Source organism: Butyrivibrio sp. INlla21 (genome assembly GCF_900116875.1).
GTDB lineage: Bacteria > Bacillota > Clostridia > Lachnospirales > Lachnospiraceae > Butyrivibrio.
Genome location: NZ_FPCC01000006.1, coordinates 148932 through 169554 on the forward strand (window position 1 = coordinate 148932; position 20623 = coordinate 169554).

Here is a 20623-nt window from a genome sequence, read left to right on the forward strand (position 1 = left end):
CACCGCCTGAGAGAAAAAAGTTGCGCAGTAGGCGGTGCGAAAGATGAGATGTGCACCGCCTGAGAGAAAAAAGTTGCGCAGTAGGCGGTGCGAAAGTTGAGATATGCACCGCCCGGAAAGAAAAAGTGCGCAGTAGGCGGTGCGAAAGTTGGGATATGCACCGCCCGGAAATAAAAGTTGCGCAGTAGGCGGTGCGAGGTAAGTGTGTTTACGGGGTGAGGGAAGAAAGTAAAGTGCAGCCCGTAAAGTGGAGGGTGCAATTACGGGGTGAGAGGAGCAAGTGAAGCACAACCCGTAGAGTTGAAGGCATGTTTACGGGGTGAGGGAAGAAGATGAAGCGTAGCCCGTAAAGTGGAGAGCAAGTTTACGGGGGGAATGAAGAAAGTGAAATGTAACCCGTAAATCAGAGAGCGCAATTACGGGGTGAGAGGAGAAAGTGGAGCGCACCCCGTAAAGCGGAAGGCGAAATTACGGGGTGAGAGGAGAATGTGAGATGCACCCCGTAAAGCGGAGAGGACGATTACGGGTGATTTGCGGGAAAGCGCTCGGGGAGCGGTAACGGAATGCAAATTGTGAACAAAAGTCACTTATATTCGAGATTTAAATTTACAAATCTCAATTTTTTGTAGGAAAATACTGGGAATTTCTGTGATAAAATGTTGATTTTATCGTTAAAATGGTGTATTGTACATTCAGTAAGTAAATTAGGATTTGTTCTTTAAACAAACGCGTATTTCACGCAGTCGTTTGCTGATTCCATTGAAAATAATTTGAAGTTGCTTATATAAATGCGCATGTGGCGCGGAATGGAGAGAACTTGAGAGAAAAATACGAAACACTGAAACTGAATGATTTAAGAGACATTGCAAAGAAAAGAGGAATCAAGGGCGTAGCCGGACTTAAAAAGTCTGAGATTATTGATCTTATGTGCGAACTTGATGAAAAGGAGGCTGCCGAGAAAGCTAAGGAGCAGAGCGACGCAGCTGAAGAGAAGAAGGCACCTGCTAAGCCTTCCAGAAAGAAGATTGTGGTTACTACCGCAAACAGCGAATCAACTGATGCTTCCGACAAGCAGGACGTAGCTTCATCCAGAGGTGATGCATCAGATAACGCAGGTCGCAGAGCGGATAAGTCCGAAGGTCGCAGAGCCGACAAGGCCGATGCAGCTCATAAAGCAGATAAGCAGGACGGCGCACATTCTCAGGAAGAGCCCGAGGTTGAGATCGAAGAGGGCGACAGCGCTAACGGAATCCTTGAAGTTATGCAGGACGGATACGGATTCATCAGATGCGAGAATTATCTTCCCGGCGAGAACGACGTTTATGTTGCTCCCAGCCTTATCAGAAGATTTAATTTAAAGACCGGTGATATCCTTTCGGGTACATGCAGACCCAAGAAAGAGACAGATAAATTTGCAGCGCTTTCAAGACTTGATACTGTTAACGGTTACAAGCCTGAGGTTGCTATGGGAAGATGGAACTTTGAGAACATGACTCCTGTTTTCCCTAATTCCAAGATCAGACTTGAGACTCCCACTGCATCTGTTGCAATGAGGATCATGGATCTTATCAGCCCCATCGGTAAGGGACAGAGAGGTATGATCGTATCTCCTCCCAAGGCAGGTAAGACAACACTTCTTAAGGAAGTTGCCAAGTCAATCCTTATGAACAGTCCCGAGATTCATCTCATCATCCTTCTTATCGATGAGAGACCTGAGGAAGTTACGGATATCAAGGAATCAATTGAGGGACCTAACGCTGAAGTTATCTACTCAACTTTCGATGAGCTTCCCGAGCATCATAAGAGAGTTGCAGAGATGGTTATGGAAAGAGCAAAGAGACTTGTTGAGCACGGTAAGGATGTAGTTATCCTTCTTGACTCTATCACAAGACTTACAAGAGCTTACAACATCGTTGTTCCTCCTTCAGGAAGAACACTTTCCGGTGGTCTTGATCCCGCAGCTCTTCATATGCCCAAGAGATTCTTTGGTGCAGCGAGAAATATGAGAGAGGGCGGAAGCCTTACAATTCTTGCTACAGCACTTATCGAGACAGGTTCCAAGATGGACGATGTTATTTACGAGGAATTCAAGGGAACAGGTAACATGGAAATGGTTCTCGACAGAAAGCTCCAGGAAAAGAGAATCTTCCCTGCTATCAATATTCCCAAGTCCAGTACTAGAAGAGAAGATCTACTTCTTACAAACGAAGAGCTTGTTGCGATCAACAGCTTGAGAAAGGGCTTCAACGGAATGAAGGCCGACGATGCGGTTGACCAGTGCATCAACCTCTTCTCAAAGACTAGAAACAACGTCGAATTCGTAAGAATGGTAGAAAAGCAGATTCGCTTCTGATAAGAGGAATGGTAGAGAAGCAGATCCGTTTCTGATAAGAGGAATGGCGAGAAGCAGATTCGCTTCTAATCGCCGATTCGAATAGCAGTGCAATAGAAATAATAAATGGTGCCGAGGATTATATCCTTTGGCACCATTTTTCGTAGTAATCCAGCTTGAACTGCAAGAGTTTGAGCTGTTTCTTTTTCTCTTTTATCTGATCTTTTACGATCTTTTCCTGTTTTTTCAAGATCTCAAAACGTTCGGGAACTGTAGAGTCGCCGATAGTGCAGAGTTTAACGTACTTCTGCATCTCTTTTATCGAAAGACCTGAATTGCTCAGGCATTCAAGGAGCTTGGCCCACTGAAGGTCTGCTTCCGAGAAAAGACGCTTGCCTGCGGTATTTTTTTGAAGGAAAGGGAAAAGACCCTTGTCATCATAGTATCTAAGCGTATGTTCCGAGATCTCGACCAGTTTGGAGGCCTGAGTTACGGAATATTTGGGCGTTGTATCAAGTGGATGGTCCATAGATAAAGACTTAACGCAATCTTCCATATTTACCATAGCGATCACCTCGAGTTACTTTAACTTTTGCAGATATAAGAATAGCGCAAAACACTGATATTTTCAAGTGATTAAAGTGATTATAATAATTTAATATAAAAAACATTGACTTAGAGCTACTCTAAGATTTATAAGTGGAAGTATAGGAGGTAGGAGATATGTACGAACAGCTTTTTACCGAGCAAAAAATTGGCAAAGTAACATCACCTAACAGACTGGTTTTCGAACCAATGGGCAACTATTACGCAGAGCTTGACGGTAGCGTTTCTGAAAGAGATATCGCTTTTTATACCGAAAGAGCCAAGGGCGGATGCGGAATTGTAATGACAGAGGTTGCTTCTGTCAACAGCAAGACCGGACGCGGCAACATCAGAAATATCTGTACGGATGACGACAAGTTCATCCCCGGATACAAGAAGATGGCTGACAGCATCCATAAATACGGATCACTTTTATTTGTTGAGCTTTATCATCCCGGATGTCAGGGAATTGCGCCTTTGAACGGCGGATCGATGGCATCACCGAGCGGACAGGAGAGCGATCTCATCCATATGCCCACTCATGCAATGACCGTTGAAGAGATTCATGATACGGTAAAAGATTTTGTGGACAGCGCAGTTCGCATGCAGAAAGCAGGAGTAGACGGCGTTGTGCTTCATGCGGCTCACGGATATCTTCTCTGCGAATTCATTTCTTCATACACAAATCACAGAACAGATGAATACGGCGGAAGTATCGAGAACAGAGTAAGAATTATAAAAGAGATTGTTGAAGGCATCAGGGAAAAATGCGGAGATTATCCGATAATCATCAGATATTCCGCTGACGAATATATGCGCGAGATCGGAAAAGAAGGCGGAATGATCCTTGAGGAAGCGGTTGAGATGGCCAAGCTTTTTGAAAGCTACGGCGTTGATGCGCTTGACGTTTCAGCCGGAAACTACGAGACCATGAACTGGGCTTGGGAGCCTACAGGCTTTGATGAAGGTTGGAAGATGGTTAACGGAGCAACTATCGCGAAAGCGGTGAAGATCCCCGTTATCGCATGTTCAGTTATCAGAACTCCCCGGGGCGCAGTTGATTTCCTTAATAAGGGAGTTTCATTCGTTGGTTCTGCCAGACAGTTCTTTGCCGACCCTTACTGGGGCAACAAGGTTAAAGAAGGCAGGGAAAAAGAGATCAGAAAGTGCATCTCCTGTCTTAACTGTATGGAAAGCCTTATGGCTGCGGACGAAGACAACGGAATTCGCTGCCAGTGTACCGTAAATATCGAGGGAGGCGAGGAGTGCACGTATCTTCCTCTTAAGAACAACGGAGACGGAAAGAAAGTAGTGATCCTTGGCGCAGGTCCTGCGGGACTTGAGGCGGCAAGAGTTGCGGCAGAGCGTGGATTTAAGCCTGTTATTTTTGAGGCGGCAGGAGAGATCGGCGGACAGCTTAATCTTGCAAATAAGCCTCCCAAGAAAGACAAGATCACATGGCTTATTGAGTACTATCAGGCTATGATCGAGAAGTACGGCATCGAAGTTCGACTTAATACCGAGGCAACTGCCGAGCTTATCAAGAAGGAGAATCCTTATAAGGTTATCAATGCTATCGGTTCTTCACCGGTTCTTCCAAGAAGCATACCGGGACTTGACGGTAGCTTTATAATCACTCCGCCTGATGTTTTGGCGGGAAGAGTCAATCTTTCGGGCAAAAGAGTCTGCGTAGTAGGTTCAGGTATGACCGGAATCGAGACTGCGGAATTCCTTCAGGAAAAAGGAAACAGCATTGAGCTATACGAGATGGCTGACGATATCGGACCCGGACTCTTCTTCCAGAATCTTATTGATGTTATGGGAAGACTTGCTCCCGGCGGATGCAAATTCTTCGCTAAGCACCAGCTTGTAAGCGTAGATGAGCACGAGGCTAAGTTCAATAACCTTGAGACCGGAAAAGAAGTTACGGCAAGCTACGATAATATCGTTATCTCACTCGGAACAAGATCCAATGCGATCGCAGAAGATATCGCAAAAGAGTATCCGGACATGATCACGATCGGAGATGCCGAAAAAGCAGGCAGGATCAGACACGCGGTTGAAGGAGGATACAAGGCTGCGCTTTCACTCTGAGCGGAACGCGGGGACAGCGATCGAAGGCGGTTACAAGGCTGCACTTTCGCTCTGAGACGCCGGCGAATGCGGCGCACGCGCCGACCGCTGATGATTTAGTAAGATAACAAAAAAAAGCTGTGAATATTGAGGTTGACTCTCAAATGATTCACAGCTCTTTTTATAATGTCTTCATCTCGGCGTCATGCTTTCGACGCGTATCCGTAACCGCCGTCATGCTTTCTTACTGTAGTCGCGCTCTCCGAAGATTCCGGTTCCGACTCTTACGAAGGTTGCGCCTTCTTCGATGGCTACTTCGTAGTCGCCTGTCATTCCCATTGAAAGAGTGTCCATCTTAACATTGGGGATGTTAAGTTCATTCACTTTATCTTTTAACTCGCGAAGCCCCTTGAAGTATACACGGTTTGATTCAGGGTCTTCCGTATAGGGAGCGATAGTCATAAATCCGCGGATGTTGAGGTGCGGCAGAGTGCTGATCTCTTTTACAAAATCAATTGCCTCATCGGGTGAAAGGCCGAACTTGGTATCCTCGTGAGCCATGTTTACTTCGACGAGAACGTCCATTACAAGGTCGTGCTTGGCTGCCTGTTTTTCAATCTCATCTGCGAGCTTCTTGTTATCGACTGAGTGGATCATGCAGGCAACACCGGGAAGGTATTTAACCTTGTTGGCCTGAAGATGGCCTATCATGTGCCATGAAAGAGGCTCTGTGATCTCAGCCGTTTTATCTCTTATTTCCTGAACTTTATTTTCTCCGAATACCGTGATGCCGCATGCCATGGCTTCTCTAAGGTCGCTGACGGGCTTGGTCTTGCTGACTGCTATAAGTGTGACTTCGCTTCTGTCTCTGCCGGCTCTTTTGCAGGCTTCGGCGATTCTATTTTCAACGTATTCAATGTTTTCTTTTATCATGTCTTGATCCTCCGGACGTACTTCCTTCTTTTTTCTTCAACTTCCTTTTTTTCTTTACATAGTATATCATGATATAGAAAGTATGCTACACATGGGGTTATTTTTTTATGAAAGTAAGTGAGATAGCAAACGGCTCAGAAGTCAAGATACATGCATCTGTTGCGGGACACGGAATAGTTCTTATGACCGAGGCGATTTTCGGATGCTCGGCGGGACTGCTTGTACAGCCGATGGAGTATTTTGGCAAGTATATGAGATTTCTTGAGCCTTCAAATGTTCAGATAAGAAACAAGAGGGATGGGAGAGTCTATAAGTTCGTTTCTACCACGGTTACGCCCGTTAGGACCAGGTACGGCAACTTCCATCTTATAAGATGCCTTTCGGAGCTTGAGCCTGATAATTTAAGGCGTGCCGAGAGGTTCTATATCGATAAGCTCGGAATCATGTCGATCAACGGCAACACCATTGATCTTAAGAACTGCAAGGTTCACGATATTTCGATGCGCGGAATCTCGCTGATCCTCGACAAGGATACGGTGTGCAACGAGGGAGACCACATAGATGTCAGATTCAGATACGGCTCATCGTTCCATAACTATGAGCTCAGCACCGTAGTTGTCAGAAACTTTAATGTTGGTAAAAAGAAAGCGATAGGCTGCAGTATTTCCGATATTAACGTCGATCTTATCGGTTTTCTTGCCGCGATGAAGAACGAGAAGCATCCCAGCCTCGATGATATCCCCGAGACCAATCTCAATCCTGAGATTACTCAGAAGCAGCAGATAAAAGAGGTTGAAGAGGATATTGCGAAAGCTCTTTTGCCCGAAAGAACCGAAAAAACCGAAAAGACTCAGAGACAGAAGAAAAAAGAGATGAGAGAGGCCGATCAGGCGCGTGAAATCGAGAATCTTCTTGATCTTAGGAACATTTGACGGTCAAAAGAATGAACTTGGAATTAGGGAAATATTAAATAAATATAAACGAATTTACACTCAAAAAACCAGATAGTATAATTATTTTATACTACCTGGTTTATTTTTTTGCGTATGATTTGGCAGTGATTTTCTACTTGTTTTTTCTTAGGAAGAGGGGCATTGAACATGACAAAGACAGTACCTTTATCCAAGACTTTATCAATAGATCAGCTTAATCATCTCATAGATACGGGGCATGTTTATGTCACCCCCTTCGGACTTAACAGAACAGCGTATATCGTTGTTAATCACAAGCCGTTTATGGTTATAACCACCGATATATCGATCAACGGAATTCAGCTCAGCGGAGCATGGTATACATGGGAAGATATCGAGGCCATGGGCGGAGTGTATGAGTCGGAATTTGACGCGCTCAAGGCCATAGCGAACGGGATTTAAAGAAACCGAGATAAGCTATAAATTATTTAGACAGGTAATGAGATTTCGTGATAAAATATTTATTACAATGAGCGGCTGGAAGGCTGCTCATTGAATGTTCGGAGGTCTTTAATTTGGGTTACGTCTTCTACTATGTTGAGGCACAATTGGCCTGCATATTCCTTCTGGGCCTGCTTCTTTTTAAGATAAACAGAGGTATCAACAAACAGCTTTCACAGATCTATTTGGGAAACCTCATAGTAACGCTTATTGCTTATTCCGCAGCTGAGATTTTCTGGGCACTTGTGGACGGTGGCTGCCTTGGAAGTTCCATGACGCTTGTGTACCTATCCAATATTTTTACCTATATACTGCTCAGTATTGCGGCATATATCTGGTTTATTCTTTCAGAGATCATGCAAAAAGAAAAATATATAGAGCACGATTCCAACAGGGTACTTTTAAGTATCCCCATTTGGGTTGCGGCTTTTTTGTGCATTACGGCGTACAGAACAGGACTTGTTTACTATGTTGACGAAAACAACATCCTAAGGGGTGGTAGGCTGTACTTTATTCTGGTGCTCGTGCCGTTCGGATACATGATCGCAGCATCGTTTAATGCATTCAGAAGAGCTTTTTGCAGAAACATTTACACTGACAGGTATATATATCTGATGATAGGTATTTTCCCCGCGGCGCCTATTGTACTGGGCGTTTTGCAGGCGATGTACTGGAGAGTTCCGTTCCTTTGCTACGGAGCGCTTGCGGCGGTATTTTATCTTTACAGCACGTACATGGATAATCTTATATCCATTGATCCGCTTACACAGCTTAATAACAAGAATCAGATGTACAAGTATCTTTCGCAGAAGATGCATGTTGAGGAGCCTGAGCTTCCGCTTTTCCTTTTGATAGTTGATGTCGATGGGTTCAAGCTTATCAACGACAATTACGGTTACAGCGAAGGGGATAAGATTCTTGTGAGAGTTGCGGGAGCTATAAAAGATGCCTGTCAGGGCCCGAGAAACCGCTTCTTTATCTCAAGATACGGCGGAGACGAATTCATTATCGTAGCCGAGATGGCATACAGAGCAGAGGCAAGCTGGCTTGCCGATCAGATCAAGAGCAATGTCAAAAGACTCGAAGAGAGCATCGGGACTCCCTACGAAGTATCTGTCAGCGTAGGAATCGCCCAGTACGACTTCGAGCAGCCCATATCCGTTCAGTCCTTCATCGCAAGGGCCGACTCGGATCTGTATCAGCACAAAAAAATATGATGCGTCATTTGACGATGATAAAGAAGTGACCTGTGGAAACGCCGCCGGTCACTTTTTATGTCAAAATAGTTTTGTTATGAAGTTGATCAAAAGTCCTGCAAGGATGAAGCCTGCGAGGATTGCTATTGCGTAAAGATATTTCATTCGCGCCATGTATATCACCTCATTATGCTTTTTTTACGTGGTATAATTATAAGGTGAGATGCCCAAAAGGTCAAAAGGGTTTTATTGGGAGGCGAATATGCAGATTTACGTAGCAGACAGCGTGTTAAGAAGCGGAGACGGTTCCACCTATCATCCTTTTAAAACGGTTTCCGAGGCGGCAAGAGTTGCAAAAGAAGGCGACGAGATCATCATTGCGCCCGGAATATACAGAGAATGGGTTAAACCGGCTTGTTCCGGATCAAAAGATAAACCGATCACATATAAGGCTGCATCCAAGGGTGATGTCGTGATCACGGGAGCTGAGGTACTCAGCAACTGGGAAGCTTTTGAAAACGTATGGCGCGTTCGTATTCCGAACAGCTATTTCGGTGACTACAATCCCTATACGGACACTGTTCGCGGCGACTGGTTCTTTGTAAGCAGCGATGAGACTCCGCATACGGGCGAAGTATATCTTAACGGAAAATCCATGACGGAAGTCTTTGACCTTCCATCTTGCATGCACCCAACAGAAGATAAGAGATCATGGGACCCTGCTGCGACAACCCTTGTGTGGTTCACTGCGCAGGAGGATGACAATACCATTATCTATGCCAACTTCGGCGGGCTTGATCCCAACAGAGAAAACGTTGAGTTCTCTGTCAGAAAGGCATGCTTTTTCCCTGCAAAAATAGGTGTCAATTACATAACCGTATCCGGCATTTCATTCAGACAGGCCGCAACTCAGTGGGCACCCCCGACTGCATTCCAGGAAGGTATGGTAGGCCCCAACTGGTCAAAAGGCTGGATCATCGAAGATTGTGAGATCTCAGAGTCCAAGTGCAGCGGAATCAGTCTTGGCAAGTATTTCCAGGCCGGCAATAATAATAAGTGGACGAGCTTTTGGTTAAAAGACGGCACGCAGACCCAGAGGGATGCCGTATGCCGGGCAGTCAACGAAGGCTGGGACAAAAGATATGTCGGCTCGCACATCATCAGACGCTGCGATATCCACGACTGCGGACAGACAGGCATCGTAGGTCACATGGGTGGTGCGTTCTGTACTATTGAAGACAATCACATTCATCATATAAATATAAGACATAATTTACGAGGCGCCGAGATAGGCGGCATCAAGCTTCATGCGGCTATCGACACGCAGATAAGGCGCAATCATATCGATCACTGCACAAGAGGAATCTGGCTTGATTGGGAAGCCCAGGGGACCAGAGTTAATCTTAATTTCATGCACGACAACGTTCCTCCCAAGGGTACGTTTATTCAGGATGAGCTTTCACTCGGAGAGGACATCTTTATAGAGGTTTCTCACGGTCCGACGCTTATAGATCACAATCTTTTGTTGTCCGATATCGCAGCGCGTATAAGTACTCAGGGCATTGCCTTTGTACATAATCTTATAGCTGGCTCTTTTACCTATGTGGGACAGGGCACGGGCAATCACGGAAGAAAATTTGCATCCGACAGATACACGCCTTATCATGTGCCGCATTCTACCAAGATTGCGGGCTTTATGACGATCCTTCACGGCGATGCCAGGTTCTATAACAATATATTCATCCAGCAGCCGGTAAGAGACGATCTTCTGCAGTACTGCGTATCCAAGAACCACGATACTATGGATCTTAATAACTTTATCTGCGGAACGGTTCCGTATAATAACTATCCGTCGCCGTCAGACTATTTTTCCAAGTTCAAGGGAGATGCGGTCGAACTCTACGGAGACAGAGATATTTACTACGATCATATGCCTGTTTATCTTGGGGGTAATGCATTCTTTAACGGGGCGCGTCCGTGCGATAACGAAGGCTTTTGCCATGTCGATAAGGACCACAAGATCACGCTCAATATAGATGAGACGGATGGCAGATACACGATCCACACCAATCTATATGAATTTTTGCCAAGGGGCTTTACCGTGCCTGTAAATACAAGCACTTTGGGAACTGCGTTTGAACCCGAGCAGAGATTCGAAAACCCTGACGGAAGCGATATTTCTTTTGACACGGATTATTTCGGACGTAAAAGAGGAAGATTCCCCGTTTCGGGACCTTTCGAAGAGTGCGGAAGCGACAGATTCACGGTGCAGACTCCTTATGATTATTCGAACAGGATAAGCCACAAGGAAAACGGCAGGATTGAAGATAAGATTGCAACGGGACAGGTGATCTTCGGAGTGGACAACAGCGCTATGTCGGCAGACGACAGCACCGAGGCATCAAGCACGATAAGCCTCGGAAACGAGAACATTCCGGATCGCGAGGACGAAGCCGCCGAGATCAACGCCAACATTCTTATAACGGGTTGTACGAACGTCGGCATCAGCTTCCCGTTTGAGGGAGGTCTTTTCAAGGTGAGCGACATGTTCGTTAAAGGAAACGAAGTCTGGCTCTATGACAGCGCGGAGGAAAAGCTTGTCGAGCTTGACTGCGAATACGGCATATATCGTAACATGAAAAGGTGGTCTGTAGGCGCGCTTCAGTCGATAGAAGCGGGTCTTGATGCCAATGCGGAAGGACTGGTGAGGACAGCAGGCACATTATTGTGTATACTAAGTAAGAGTATGCCACATGATTCTTCGGAAACTTGTGGTACAATACAGGATAGGGTGAACGCAGGTCTGACGCCTAAAGGCATTGAGATGAGGTTTACACCCAAGCATCTAAAATTTATAAAAGGGAAAAAGTTTATTACTTTGGAAGATGTCATTTACAGAGTCGGCCTCGGCGATATGGAGATAGTTACCGAGAGACTTGAGCATTTATAAAGTAAGAGATTAAGGTATAGAAGTTTTATGAGTAGAAGCGCCAATTGGTATAGGCTCGACAACGCGGCCAAGATAGTTCCGTCTACCGCCAGAGGAGCCAATACAAGAGTATTCAGAATTACATGTGAACTTAAGGAGGAGATTGATAAGGCAACGCTGCAGAGCGCGCTGGATGAGACGATCGAAGAGTTTCCGTTTTTTAACTGCGTGCTTCACAGAGGACTTTTTTGGTACTACCTTGAGGACAGCAATTTAAGAGCGGTGGTGGAAAAGGAGAATTCTCCCGCATGCCTTCCGCTTTATATTCCGGGACACAAGAATCTTCTCTACAGAGTCAATTATTATGAGAAAAGGATCAATCTTGAGATGTTCCACGTTCTGGCTGACGGAACCGGAGCATTCATGTTTTTCAAAAATCTTATCACAAGATACATTCAGCTTAAGCACAATCTTGATGTAGATATCAATCCATCCGACGATTTCTCTTTGGAGGAAAAAAACGGAGATGCTTTCAAGGATTTCTACAGCAAGCAAAAAGGGCTTAAGCAGCTTCGCGAGATGTCTTCCGTAAGAGCATATCAGCTGAGCGGAGAGATTGATGACAACCTGCTTCCGCATCTATTGGAAGGCACGATATCCGCAAGCAAATTCTTGGACGTTGCGCATAAGTACAACACTACGGTAGGAGTTATGTGTGTTGCGGTTTATATCAAGGCAGTTCTTCAGGGAATGAGTCTTTTCCAGCGTAAAAGACATGTCGTTGTAAGCGTTCCGGTTAATCTTCGCCAGTTCTTTAAGAGCGGAACCGCCCGCAATTTCTTCGGAATCATAAACATTGATTTTGCTCCGGGAGAAAACAGCGGTGAACTCGAAGACATAATCGCTTTTGTCGATAAGAGCTTCAAAGAAAAGCTAAGCTCCGAGAACATTGAAAAGACGATGAATTCCTATGCGGCGCTTGAACACAACGTAGGTATCAAGATCATCCCTCTTCCTATCAAGGATATGGGAATCGGCTTTTTTGATAAGAATGCCAAGAAGGGCGTAACCAGTTCGATGTCAAACCTCGGTCAGATCAAGATGCCCGATGAGGTTGAGGATTACATCGACAGATTCAGCGCCTTCATGACAGCCGCATCCCAGCAGATAACGGTCTGCTCATATAAGGATAAGATGGTTTTCGGCGAGGTTTCGCCTTTTAAGACGCACAAGGTTATGCTCAATTTCTTTAGGTGCCTTACGGGTATCGGACTTGAGGTTGAGCTTGGAAGTAATGATTACGATCAGGAGTGATCTAAAGATTTTAACAGGGAGTAACACAGACAGATGCAGATTTGTCCTAAATGTAAGATAAATATCAGAGGTAAAAAAGAGTGCTGCCCGCTTTGTCAGGGACAGCTTAAAACGGTTGAAGGAGACAATAATCCGGCGTTTCCGACACTAAAAAGAAAAGTGATGAGCCATATCACTTTCCTTAAAATATGCACATTTCTATTTGCCACGGTCGAGATCGTGTTCGCTACGATCGATATTATGACCGGAAGACAGTATTCGTTCTTTGGCCCGCTGATGCTAGGTTTCCTCGCGGGATGGGTCACTATACTTACGACCGTGTATCTTAGAAACAACATCCTAAAGATCATAACGTGGGAAGTTATAGTTGCGATCGTCGTTGATATCTATATTGATTTCAAAACGGGGTTCCATGGCTGGAGCGTTGAGTGGATGGTTCCGATGACGCTTATCGGACTTGCCATCGTGACTATTATTACGGCCGTTTCGCTTAAACTAAGGCTTGATGAGTATATTTATTACATCATCTTTGATTTTGCGATGACACTTGGCCAGATCTATTTCATCAAAAAAGGCTACAACAAGCTTCCGTGGCCCGTTGGGATCAGCATTATGTGCTATCTGATACTGATAGTGGGTGTTGTGATCTTTAGATTCAGAGACTTGAAGCAGGCTTCGGAGAAGATGTTCAACATGTAATAAGCAGTGTTTTTTGCTGTGCTATAGACTTGAGGGGATAATGGACAAAAATAATCGCTTAGTAAGGAAAAATCTTAAACACGGAGTGGCTTTTGCGACAAAGTTTGGGGATTTTATAGAGAGCTCTGTTACCAGGGCTTTGGAAAATCATGATCAGCTTGCAGAAGAACTACCGGGTAATCCGGAAAAAGATGAATGGTACAGAGTCACCTTGGACAAAGGAATGTCAGGAGACGGCTCTGAGTATTATATCTATGTCAAAATAGGTGATTCCGATAAGCTCTGCATTTTCTTTTCGGGCGGCGGAATGGCGTGGAATCAGTATACCGCGGCACATCCCGTTACCGTTGGAAAAGCGGCGGCTTGGGAGCCTAACTTTTATTGGAACAATCTTAGACCTTTCACTCAGATTTTTAATATAAATGTTGGAATAACGGATATAAGCTCTTCAAAGAATCCTTTCAAGGACTGGAGCTTTGTTGTCGTGACTTACGCAACGGGAGACCTTCACGTAGGAAACAGCGAATATACTTATAAGACGGAAGACGGTGGCGAGGACGTGCTTCACTTTCACGGATATATCAATTTCCTTGAGAGTATGAAGGTTTCGAAGCGTCTTTTTCCCAATCCCAAGAAGATACTGATCGCCGGCAATTCCGCCGGGGCTTTTGCCGTTCCTGCGCTTGCGGGCGAGATCGCTGATGACTGGTATCCGAAGACAAGGAATATAACTCTTTTTTCCGACAGTGGAATGGTTCTTTATAAGAAGTGGAGGAAGACCGCCAAGACTATCTGGCAGACTAAGGAAGATATATGGAAGCCGATAGAGTCGGACAATATCACGCTTGATTGGTACAGGAATCTGTATGAAAAATACGGGGACAGATTTAGGTATCTGTATTCGAGTTCGGAGAGGGATTACCTTCTCAGCGCCTACTACAATGAGATTGTAAATAAGAAATACAAGACCGATAAGAAGGTGCAGGATGTGTATAAAAAACAGCTCACACAAATGATTGATGAGCTGAAAAAAATAACGCCATCCTTTGGCGTATACGTCGATGATTTCAAGCTTCCGATCATAACCATGGGGGGAACGGTTCACACGAGCGTAAGAGAATTACACTTCGCTGCGTTCACTATGGATGGAATATCCATGGCCAAGTGGCTCGGCGATGCGGTGGATGGCAAAGTATATGATGTTGGTATGAGATTACTTAAAGATTGAGCTTGATAGATTGCCGGGCTTTAGGTAATGAAACGCAGTGATCAGTCAACAAAGCATTCCTCAATCTGTGCTTCGTACTCTGCACGCTGGTCCTCGGGAATGTCGTATTCATCAAGAGCCTCCGATACAGACCAGTGTTCGTTGATCATTGAGCGAAGAATGCTGCGAATAATATGGGAATCAAGAGCTTCCATGGTTGCAACACTGTTCATTTTCATACCTCCGTAAATAACAAAAAATACTTCTCTAACTACAATATATTGTAGCTCAAATTTTTTTAGATACAAGTATTGACATTAAAAAATTTTCGTAAATTTTCGTTCCGGGGGGAAATTCATGCTTGTTATAGTAATTACGATAGTTTTATCTATAATAGGTCTCATTTTATCGCTGGCATTTGTCGGTATAATGCCGTCTTTGATCGCACTGATCCTCAGTATTTATTGTTTAATTCAAAAAAGATCCATAACCCGCGCAAGGGCGCTGGCTATGTCTGTTGTGGGCGTTATTCTGCCCGTTATCATGTATCTTAATTCATACGGTTTATCGCTTCCGTATCCAAGGACCGACGGACTTTCCGTTGTCGGCGGGATTATATACGACAACTATTCAAACATGGGCTTTGATATGGAGTGGCTTAAGAATGGCTTAGGCAAGGGAAATTCAGAGCTTGCGATGGTGGAAGAGGAGCTTTCGGATACGGCTTCGGGAGAGGCTTCATCTGAAGATATATATTATGTCAGCGACGGCGTTGTGACGGATTCGCTCGGGTATAAAGAAAAAAGTGATGACGAAAAAAGCGCCGGAATGGCGGACGGATCCGCGGACGATAAAACCGGACAGGGACTTGGGACCGCTCAGAGCAGTTCCGGCGACGGCTCTCTCGATACCGCACAGTACAACACCGAAATCTTTGAAAAACTCGAGGATGCGACGGAAGAGTATGAGGAAAAGCCTATAAGCGATAAGATAGGCGCATCTGATGACGATATGCCCTCCTATGGAGGACTTCCTGTCGGAACGCTTATAATAGCGCAGTATTTTAGGGAAGACGTACACAACTGTAATCCGGTTCTTGTTCTTCAGAATAAGACGGGAAAGAAATGCAGATACGAGGCCCGTTTCATAGCAAGAGATGAAGACGGAGAGCAGCTTGCCGAATCGGACAGATGCGTTGAAGTCGTTGATAATGACGGGAAGTTTGTGCTTGAAGGGCGATTTGACAAGAACGAACTGGGCGACAATATTCCTGCAATGTACGAGTTCTCTGTATCCAAAAGAGATCCTTATGAGAAAAATATGGCGGACGATGTTGTCGTATACGCCAAGGAAAACGGAAACTCTGTTGTGCTTGCGGCCGAGAATCTAAGTGATAAAAAGGTAAAGGTAGATGCCTTCGTACTCTTTTTTGACAAGGAAGAACTTGTTGACTGCATCTGGCTGATCCCGCACAACGAGGGAGATGTCTGCATTACACCGGGAAGCGTTGCCAGCATAAGCGGTGATGCTTATTACAGATTCGATAGGATAGAAACATACTACACAGCGTATGAGGCTGTTGGCGAACAATAAATATTTATCGCAAATCAATAAAAATATATTGCAAAACAAAAATGAGTGTGCTATAAAGAAGATATACAAGTACTTGGAGGAAAACATGGATAACAGATTGAATTATTTCGTTAAAGCCATTTTGGATTTTTGCTTTTACGTTGGACTTGTGATCGAGGTCTCAGTTCCGTTCACGCTTAAGTATGCGATCATAAAATCGAGAGAGCTTATGGGCGAGAGCATGGGACAGTACCCGATCAACGAATATTACTGGTACGCCGTTGCTTCGATCATGATGGCAGGAGTCGCAGCACTTCTGATACTATTTGAGCTTCGTAAGATGATGAAGACGGTGATCGAGGATAACTGCTTCGTTGAAGCCAACGTAAAGAGCCTTTATCGTATGGGAACCTACGCTTTTATAATTACCGGTGTTAAGTTGCTTAGATGCTTTGTTTATTTCACACCGGGAGCGGTGATCATCGCCGGCGTATTCTTTTTTGCCGGACTGTTCAGTAAAGTTCTGGCCAGGGTTTTTGACAGGGCCGTGAGTTACAAGCAGGAAAACGATCTGACCATTTAAGAAGTAGGAGAAGTTATGATAGTTATAAATTTAGATGTAATGATGGCTAAACGGAAGATGGGACTGACCGAGCTTGCGGGCAAAGTCGGGATTACACTTGCCAATCTGTCTATCCTTAAAAACAACAAAGCCAAAGCCGTAAGGCTCGAGACACTCGATGCGATATGCAAGGCTTTGGACTGTCAACCCGGGGACATCCTCGAATACGTTGACGGTGAGGAGGAAGAAAATGGAAGTTAATAACAATCAGATGCCGCAGTACAATAATCAGATGCCGCAGTATAACAACATTCAAGGCAATCCGATGCCGCAGGGAGTACCTGTGATGCAGGGAGTACCGGTTAGACCTGCAGCGACGATAACGACTGTGAGGGTCGGCAATTCTGAGAATTTCAAGAAATACAGTTTGCTTGCGCTCATATTCGGTATAGTTTACTCATTTTGTTTGTATCATAATCATGCGAGTATCACACATCCGATCTTTATGGTTGCGGCGCTTGTCATTCTTAAGCTTATGAGGGCAAAAGAGGGATTGTCACTGATCGCGGATTGCAACGGTAAGAAGGGTCTCGGAATCTTTTACGTGGTTTCGCTGGTACTCCTTTCAATTCACAGATGCCTTACAACGAGCTGGGCGCTTGAGTTTTTGGAGAGGACTGCGATAGTTCTTTTGTTTATGAGTTTTATAGTGTATCTCTATGTGGATACGACGGGCTTTGACATCGGCGCATGGTTTGCGGGGATCTTTGTAACTCTTATCAAACCTCTGGAGCATATTGCAAGACCTGTCAGAGATCACAGAGCATATAAGAAAGCAATCGGGAAAGAAGGCAGCGCCGATAAAAAGAAGATGATCGTAGCGATACTAATCGGAATCGGGGTAGCACTGGCTTTACTTGAAGTGATATTGCCGCTTCTGGCTTCTGCGGACGCCGTGTTTGAGAATCTTTTGTCAAATATCAAATTTGAGATTGATGACAATGTTGTTTATGCGATCAAGATGGTGCTTACCGCAATCGTCGTTTTCTGGGCCGCATATACGATCATCACTTCGCTTGCCGCAAAAGAGCTGAAGGTGAAAGCGATGGGAGAAGGCACGACAAATCCCGTTATAGCGATCACTTTTACAAGCATCATCGGCGCGGTTTACATTCTTTTCTGTGCGATCCAATTTATTTACCTTTTCAGCGGAAACGTGGCTCTTCCTAAAAACTATACTTACGCTGAGTACGCGCACGAAGGATTTTACCAGCTTCTGGCGGTATGTATTTTAAATGTCATTATGGTTTCGGTCTGTCAGGCATTTTTTAAAGAGTCCAAGGTTTTGAAAGCTCTTTTGACAATGATCGCAGTTTGTACGTATATCATGATCGCATCGTCTGCGATGAGAATGATCTTGTATGTCGGTGCTTATCATCTGACATTCCTTAGATTATTTGTGCTTTGGTTCCTTGCGGTGCTGTGCTTCTGGCTGGCATTTTTGATCGCGAGCCTGTACATCAAGAAGTTCCCGGTGTTCAGAGCATGCATGGTTGCGATCACGATCGCATTTATCGCGTTTACTTACAGTAATCCGGATTACAGGATCGCTGAGTACGACCTTGCTGCGGCGGGGGATGACATTGATGAGTATAAGTCGGTAAAAGACTACATAACCAATAATCTTTCATATGATGCGGTTCCTGCGATCGCGGGAAATGAAGAGCTTGTCGATGCTTACGAGAGGGCTCATTCCGATAGGCATTATATGGATGAGGATAAATATACGGGCTTTAGAAAGTTTAATGTATCATATTACATTGCGCATAAGACGCTTAAGTTCTATAAAGCGGGATAAAAGAAATTGAGTAATAAAAAACGGCTTTGGGAGCAGGATTATCTGTTCTCAAGGCCGTTTTTGGTTATATATGTCTGAATTGATATAAGCTTAAGTTGGTTCTATGGGATTACTCAGATGTCTTTGCAGGTGTAACCACCATATTGATAGATTCCATCGCGACTTCATAGATTGTTGCGAGCTCTTTGGAACCCTCATCATCTCTTTCCGCAAGCTTCTTGTACTGTGTTGTGAAGTACGCCTTGGCTTGCTCTATGGAAGCACGGGAGATCACATGTCCGTTACAGTACATCGTTCCCGTTTCTGTATTATATGTACCGGAAGAAACTCTGTTCTTCTGGGCATCGCCAACTCCCATTGATTTGGCAAGTGAATATATCAGATCCTCACGTCCGTCTGTCATTGCTTCCTCCTTATTTGCGTTTTTTATATTATATCGCAAGAATTACATCGGATTCAAGCCCGATATTATGGGCTTTTTAGGTGGTTTGCGGGCGGGTATTTTGCTATAATAAATTATTGTTATTTCAGGGAGGAGAAAATGATCAAAGCAGTCATTTTTGATATGTTTGAGACACTTGTCTCGTTGTTTGAAGGAAGTACTTATTTTAGTGAAGATATAGCGGCGGATCTTGGAGTTGAGCATGATCCGTTTAGGAAGGTGTGGCATGAGACGGAAGAAGCCAGGACACTTGGTAAAGTGACGATAGAAGATGGCATCGGGGAAGCGCTTAAGGCGATGGGGATATATTCTGAAAAGAATGTTGCGATGGTAGCAGACGGAAGAAAAGCTACGCTTGAAGATACCTTTCGTGTGATCCCGAAAGAGTCTTTGGATTTACTTCATGCTTTGAGAGCGAAGGGAATCCTGACAGGACTTATCAGCAATTGCTATTCCGATGAAGCGAGGATGATCAAGAATTGTTCATTATATCCTTTGTTAGATGCGGCGATGCTTTCATATGAGCAGGGGGTTGCTAAGCCTGAGCCGGAGATTTATCTTAGGGCAGCCGCCGAGCTGGGCGTTAAGCCCGAGGAATGCTTATATGTCGGAGACGGCGGCTCACGAGAACTCTTTACCGCCAAAGAGATCGGGATGCATCCCGTGCAGGCGCTTTGGTACAGACACATGATGTTTGAGCCGCATGTTCCAAGCCCTGTATTTGATGAATTCCCGCACGCGGAGAGTAGGAAAGATATTGAGGGAATGATCTAAGTGTTTGAATGGAGGAGACGGTATGAACGGATTACGCAAGGTATTAAGAGTGGTTGATATTGTTGTATTTGTCTGCGCTACGCTGGCGATAGCGGGCGTCTTCTGCGAAGGAATGGCAAAAAAGTGGTATGACTTTGTCGGAGTCTTTGTCTTTTGCTCAGACTATTCGTTCCTTATTGCCACTGTTCTTCATGTCATTGCTGACAGAAAAGAAAAAATCGCATTCGTTCACTATTTTTCACTTACAATTCTGATAGTCGGACTTATCATGAAGGTTGCCGGAATACCATATCACCCGCTGGTGCTTACAATCTGGTTCCAGTATATCTGGTTTTTGTACGGAATCATTCTTGCAAGGAGATACTTTGGTAAGAAGATATCTATGTAAGACTAACTATTAAAGAAAGTCAATAAAAATGTTTTAAAACAGAAATGTTTTAAATATAGCGACGATGACTTATGCATCGTATTCAGCACCTTGAAAACTGCATGACAAATAGAGCATCGTTTTAGATGCTCTTGAAAGAAGATTTGTATGGAATTAGTTAAGCTGCTTTGTTGTATAACTGATGAGATTTCTCAAGCTGATATATCAGTCTCACAAGTTTTTTTGTGGCATGGGATACAGCCACATAATAATGCTTCCCTTCAGCTCGCTTTTTGGCAAGGTAAGCGCTAAATGTCGGATCCCAATGACAGACATAGATGGTGGTATTAAACAGAGCATATCGTAGA

19 protein-coding genes and 1 pseudogene are annotated in these 20623 nt (G+C 44.5%); 15 read left to right on the top strand and 5 right to left on the bottom strand.

Features of this window, described 5'->3' with window-relative positions; translation table 11 throughout:
• The first annotated feature begins 817 nt into the window (after positions 1–817).
• Positions 818–2353 carry a transcription termination factor Rho gene (rho, locus tag BM377_RS05330; RefSeq protein ID WP_092244839.1) on the top strand — a complete coding sequence of 512 codons (1536 nt, stop codon included), beginning with the start codon at positions 818–820 and terminating at the stop codon, positions 2351–2353.
• A gap of 118 nt (positions 2354–2471) precedes the next feature.
• On the opposite strand, the gene BM377_RS05335 is transcribed toward rho, so the two are convergent.
• Positions 2472–2897, bottom strand: coding sequence for a MerR family transcriptional regulator (locus BM377_RS05335; protein WP_092244842.1), 426 nt, complete (start codon positions 2895–2897; stop codon positions 2472–2474).
• A 158-nt stretch (positions 2898–3055) separates the two neighbouring features.
• Here BM377_RS05335 and BM377_RS05340 point away from each other — a divergent pair, with 158 nt between their 5' ends.
• Complete coding sequence (locus tag BM377_RS05340) at positions 3056–5011, top strand: oxidoreductase (protein ID WP_092244845.1); 1956 nt, start codon at positions 3056–3058, stop codon at positions 5009–5011.
• A gap of 213 nt (positions 5012–5224) precedes the next feature.
• Here the strand turns inward: BM377_RS05340 and BM377_RS05345 are convergent, their stop codons facing one another.
• Complete coding sequence (locus BM377_RS05345; RefSeq protein ID WP_092244848.1) at positions 5225–5923, bottom strand: YggS family pyridoxal phosphate-dependent enzyme; 699 nt, start codon at positions 5921–5923, stop codon at positions 5225–5227.
• Between the two features lie 107 nt (positions 5924–6030).
• Here BM377_RS05345 and BM377_RS05350 point away from each other — a divergent pair, with 107 nt between their 5' ends.
• From BM377_RS05350 to BM377_RS05380, 7 genes are all read left to right on the top strand, one after another.
• Positions 6031–6855, top strand: a complete 825-nt coding sequence (locus BM377_RS05350) for a PilZ domain-containing protein (RefSeq protein ID WP_092244851.1) — start codon at positions 6031–6033, stop codon at positions 6853–6855.
• Positions 6856–7023: 168 nt separating this feature from the next.
• Positions 7024–7296, top strand: coding sequence for a hypothetical protein (locus BM377_RS05355; RefSeq protein ID WP_092244854.1), 273 nt, complete (start codon positions 7024–7026; stop codon positions 7294–7296).
• 113 nt (positions 7297–7409) lie between these two features.
• Positions 7410–8552, top strand: coding sequence for a GGDEF domain-containing protein (locus tag BM377_RS05360; RefSeq protein ID WP_092244857.1), 1143 nt, complete (start codon positions 7410–7412; stop codon positions 8550–8552).
• A 241-nt stretch (positions 8553–8793) separates the two neighbouring features.
• Complete coding sequence (locus BM377_RS05365) at positions 8794–11481, top strand: right-handed parallel beta-helix repeat-containing protein (protein WP_092244860.1); 2688 nt, start codon at positions 8794–8796, stop codon at positions 11479–11481.
• A gap of 27 nt (positions 11482–11508) precedes the next feature.
• Positions 11509–12774, top strand: coding sequence for a hypothetical protein (locus BM377_RS05370; protein ID WP_092244866.1), 1266 nt, complete (start codon positions 11509–11511; stop codon positions 12772–12774).
• Between the two features lie 33 nt (positions 12775–12807).
• Positions 12808–13473 carry a DUF6320 domain-containing protein gene (locus tag BM377_RS05375; RefSeq protein ID WP_092244869.1) on the top strand — a complete coding sequence of 222 codons (666 nt, stop codon included), beginning with the start codon at positions 12808–12810 and terminating at the stop codon, positions 13471–13473.
• Between the two features lie 40 nt (positions 13474–13513).
• On the top strand, positions 13514–14701 hold the full coding sequence (locus BM377_RS05380; protein WP_092244874.1) for a pectin acetylesterase-family hydrolase: 1188 nt from the start codon (positions 13514–13516) through the stop codon (positions 14699–14701).
• A 41-nt stretch (positions 14702–14742) separates the two neighbouring features.
• Here the strand turns inward: BM377_RS05380 and BM377_RS16320 are convergent, their stop codons facing one another.
• Positions 14743–14913: a hypothetical protein gene (locus BM377_RS16320; protein WP_158588674.1), complete on the bottom strand. Its 171-nt coding sequence runs from the start codon at positions 14911–14913 to the stop codon at positions 14743–14745.
• Between the two features lie 124 nt (positions 14914–15037).
• On the opposite strand from BM377_RS16320, the gene BM377_RS05385 reads away from it, so the two are divergent.
• The 4 genes from BM377_RS05385 to BM377_RS05400 all read left to right on the top strand — a co-directional run bounded on the left by BM377_RS05385 (position 15038) and on the right by BM377_RS05400 (position 18672).
• Positions 15038–16273 (top strand): hypothetical protein, encoded by a 1236-nt coding sequence (locus BM377_RS05385; RefSeq protein WP_143104467.1) that lies wholly within the window; start codon positions 15038–15040, stop codon positions 16271–16273.
• 85 nt (positions 16274–16358) lie between these two features.
• Positions 16359–16835 (top strand): DUF2975 domain-containing protein, encoded by a 477-nt coding sequence (locus BM377_RS05390; protein WP_092244880.1) that lies wholly within the window; start codon positions 16359–16361, stop codon positions 16833–16835.
• Positions 16836–16850: 15 nt separating this feature from the next.
• Positions 16851–17075, top strand: a complete 225-nt coding sequence (locus BM377_RS05395; RefSeq protein ID WP_092244883.1) for a helix-turn-helix domain-containing protein — start codon at positions 16851–16853, stop codon at positions 17073–17075.
• The gene (locus BM377_RS05400; RefSeq protein WP_177223807.1) at positions 17065–18672 is read left to right on the top strand and encodes a DUF4153 domain-containing protein; all 1608 of its coding nucleotides are present in this window, start codon (positions 17065–17067) and stop codon (positions 18670–18672) included. Before BM377_RS05395 ends, BM377_RS05400 begins: the two co-directional genes overlap by 11 nt.
• A gap of 109 nt (positions 18673–18781) precedes the next feature.
• On the opposite strand, the gene BM377_RS05405 is transcribed toward BM377_RS05400, so the two are convergent.
• Positions 18782–19075 carry a hypothetical protein gene (locus tag BM377_RS05405; protein ID WP_092244889.1) on the bottom strand — a complete coding sequence of 98 codons (294 nt, stop codon included), beginning with the start codon at positions 19073–19075 and terminating at the stop codon, positions 18782–18784.
• A 138-nt stretch (positions 19076–19213) separates the two neighbouring features.
• On the opposite strand from BM377_RS05405, the gene BM377_RS05410 reads away from it, so the two are divergent.
• Entirely contained in the window at positions 19214–19888 is a 675-nt protein-coding gene (locus BM377_RS05410) for an HAD family hydrolase (protein ID WP_092244892.1), read from the top strand.
• Between the two features lie 22 nt (positions 19889–19910).
• The gene (locus BM377_RS05415) at positions 19911–20276 is read left to right on the top strand and encodes a hypothetical protein (RefSeq protein WP_092244895.1); all 366 of its coding nucleotides are present in this window, start codon (positions 19911–19913) and stop codon (positions 20274–20276) included.
• Between the two features lie 157 nt (positions 20277–20433).
• Here the strand turns inward: BM377_RS05415 and BM377_RS16400 are convergent.
• Positions 20434–20623: pseudogene (locus tag BM377_RS16400) on the bottom strand (IS110 family transposase); the annotation flags it as partial.

What these genes read in the sequence shown, in the direction of transcription:
- BM377_RS05335 (WP_092244842.1), bottom strand. Translation starts at nt 2,897, where the DNA reads ATGGTAAATATGGAAGATTGCGTTAAGTCTTTATCTATGGACCATCCA.
- BM377_RS05340 (WP_092244845.1), top strand. Translation starts at nt 3,056, where the DNA reads ATGTACGAACAGCTTTTTACCGAGCAAAAAATTGGCAAAGTAACATCA.
- BM377_RS05345 (WP_092244848.1), bottom strand. Translation starts at nt 5,923, where the DNA reads ATGATAAAAGAAAACATTGAATACGTTGAAAATAGAATCGCCGAAGCC.
- BM377_RS05350 (WP_092244851.1), top strand. Translation starts at nt 6,031, where the DNA reads ATGAAAGTAAGTGAGATAGCAAACGGCTCAGAAGTCAAGATACATGCA.
- BM377_RS05355 (WP_092244854.1), top strand. Translation starts at nt 7,024, where the DNA reads ATGACAAAGACAGTACCTTTATCCAAGACTTTATCAATAGATCAGCTT.
- BM377_RS05365 (WP_092244860.1), top strand. Translation starts at nt 8,794, where the DNA reads ATGCAGATTTACGTAGCAGACAGCGTGTTAAGAAGCGGAGACGGTTCC.
- BM377_RS05370 (WP_092244866.1), top strand. Translation starts at nt 11,509, where the DNA reads ATGAGTAGAAGCGCCAATTGGTATAGGCTCGACAACGCGGCCAAGATA.
- BM377_RS05375 (WP_092244869.1), top strand. Translation starts at nt 12,808, where the DNA reads ATGCAGATTTGTCCTAAATGTAAGATAAATATCAGAGGTAAAAAAGAG.
- BM377_RS05380 (WP_092244874.1), top strand. Translation starts at nt 13,514, where the DNA reads ATGGACAAAAATAATCGCTTAGTAAGGAAAAATCTTAAACACGGAGTG.
- BM377_RS16320 (WP_158588674.1), bottom strand. Translation starts at nt 14,913, where the DNA reads ATGAACAGTGTTGCAACCATGGAAGCTCTTGATTCCCATATTATTCGC.
- BM377_RS05385 (WP_143104467.1), top strand. Translation starts at nt 15,038, where the DNA reads ATGCTTGTTATAGTAATTACGATAGTTTTATCTATAATAGGTCTCATT.
- BM377_RS05390 (WP_092244880.1), top strand. Translation starts at nt 16,359, where the DNA reads ATGGATAACAGATTGAATTATTTCGTTAAAGCCATTTTGGATTTTTGC.
- BM377_RS05395 (WP_092244883.1), top strand. Translation starts at nt 16,851, where the DNA reads ATGATAGTTATAAATTTAGATGTAATGATGGCTAAACGGAAGATGGGA.
- BM377_RS05400 (WP_177223807.1), top strand. Translation starts at nt 17,065, where the DNA reads ATGGAAGTTAATAACAATCAGATGCCGCAGTACAATAATCAGATGCCG.
- BM377_RS05405 (WP_092244889.1), bottom strand. Translation starts at nt 19,075, where the DNA reads ATGACAGACGGACGTGAGGATCTGATATATTCACTTGCCAAATCAATG.
- BM377_RS05410 (WP_092244892.1), top strand. Translation starts at nt 19,214, where the DNA reads ATGATCAAAGCAGTCATTTTTGATATGTTTGAGACACTTGTCTCGTTG.
- BM377_RS05415 (WP_092244895.1), top strand. Translation starts at nt 19,911, where the DNA reads ATGAACGGATTACGCAAGGTATTAAGAGTGGTTGATATTGTTGTATTT.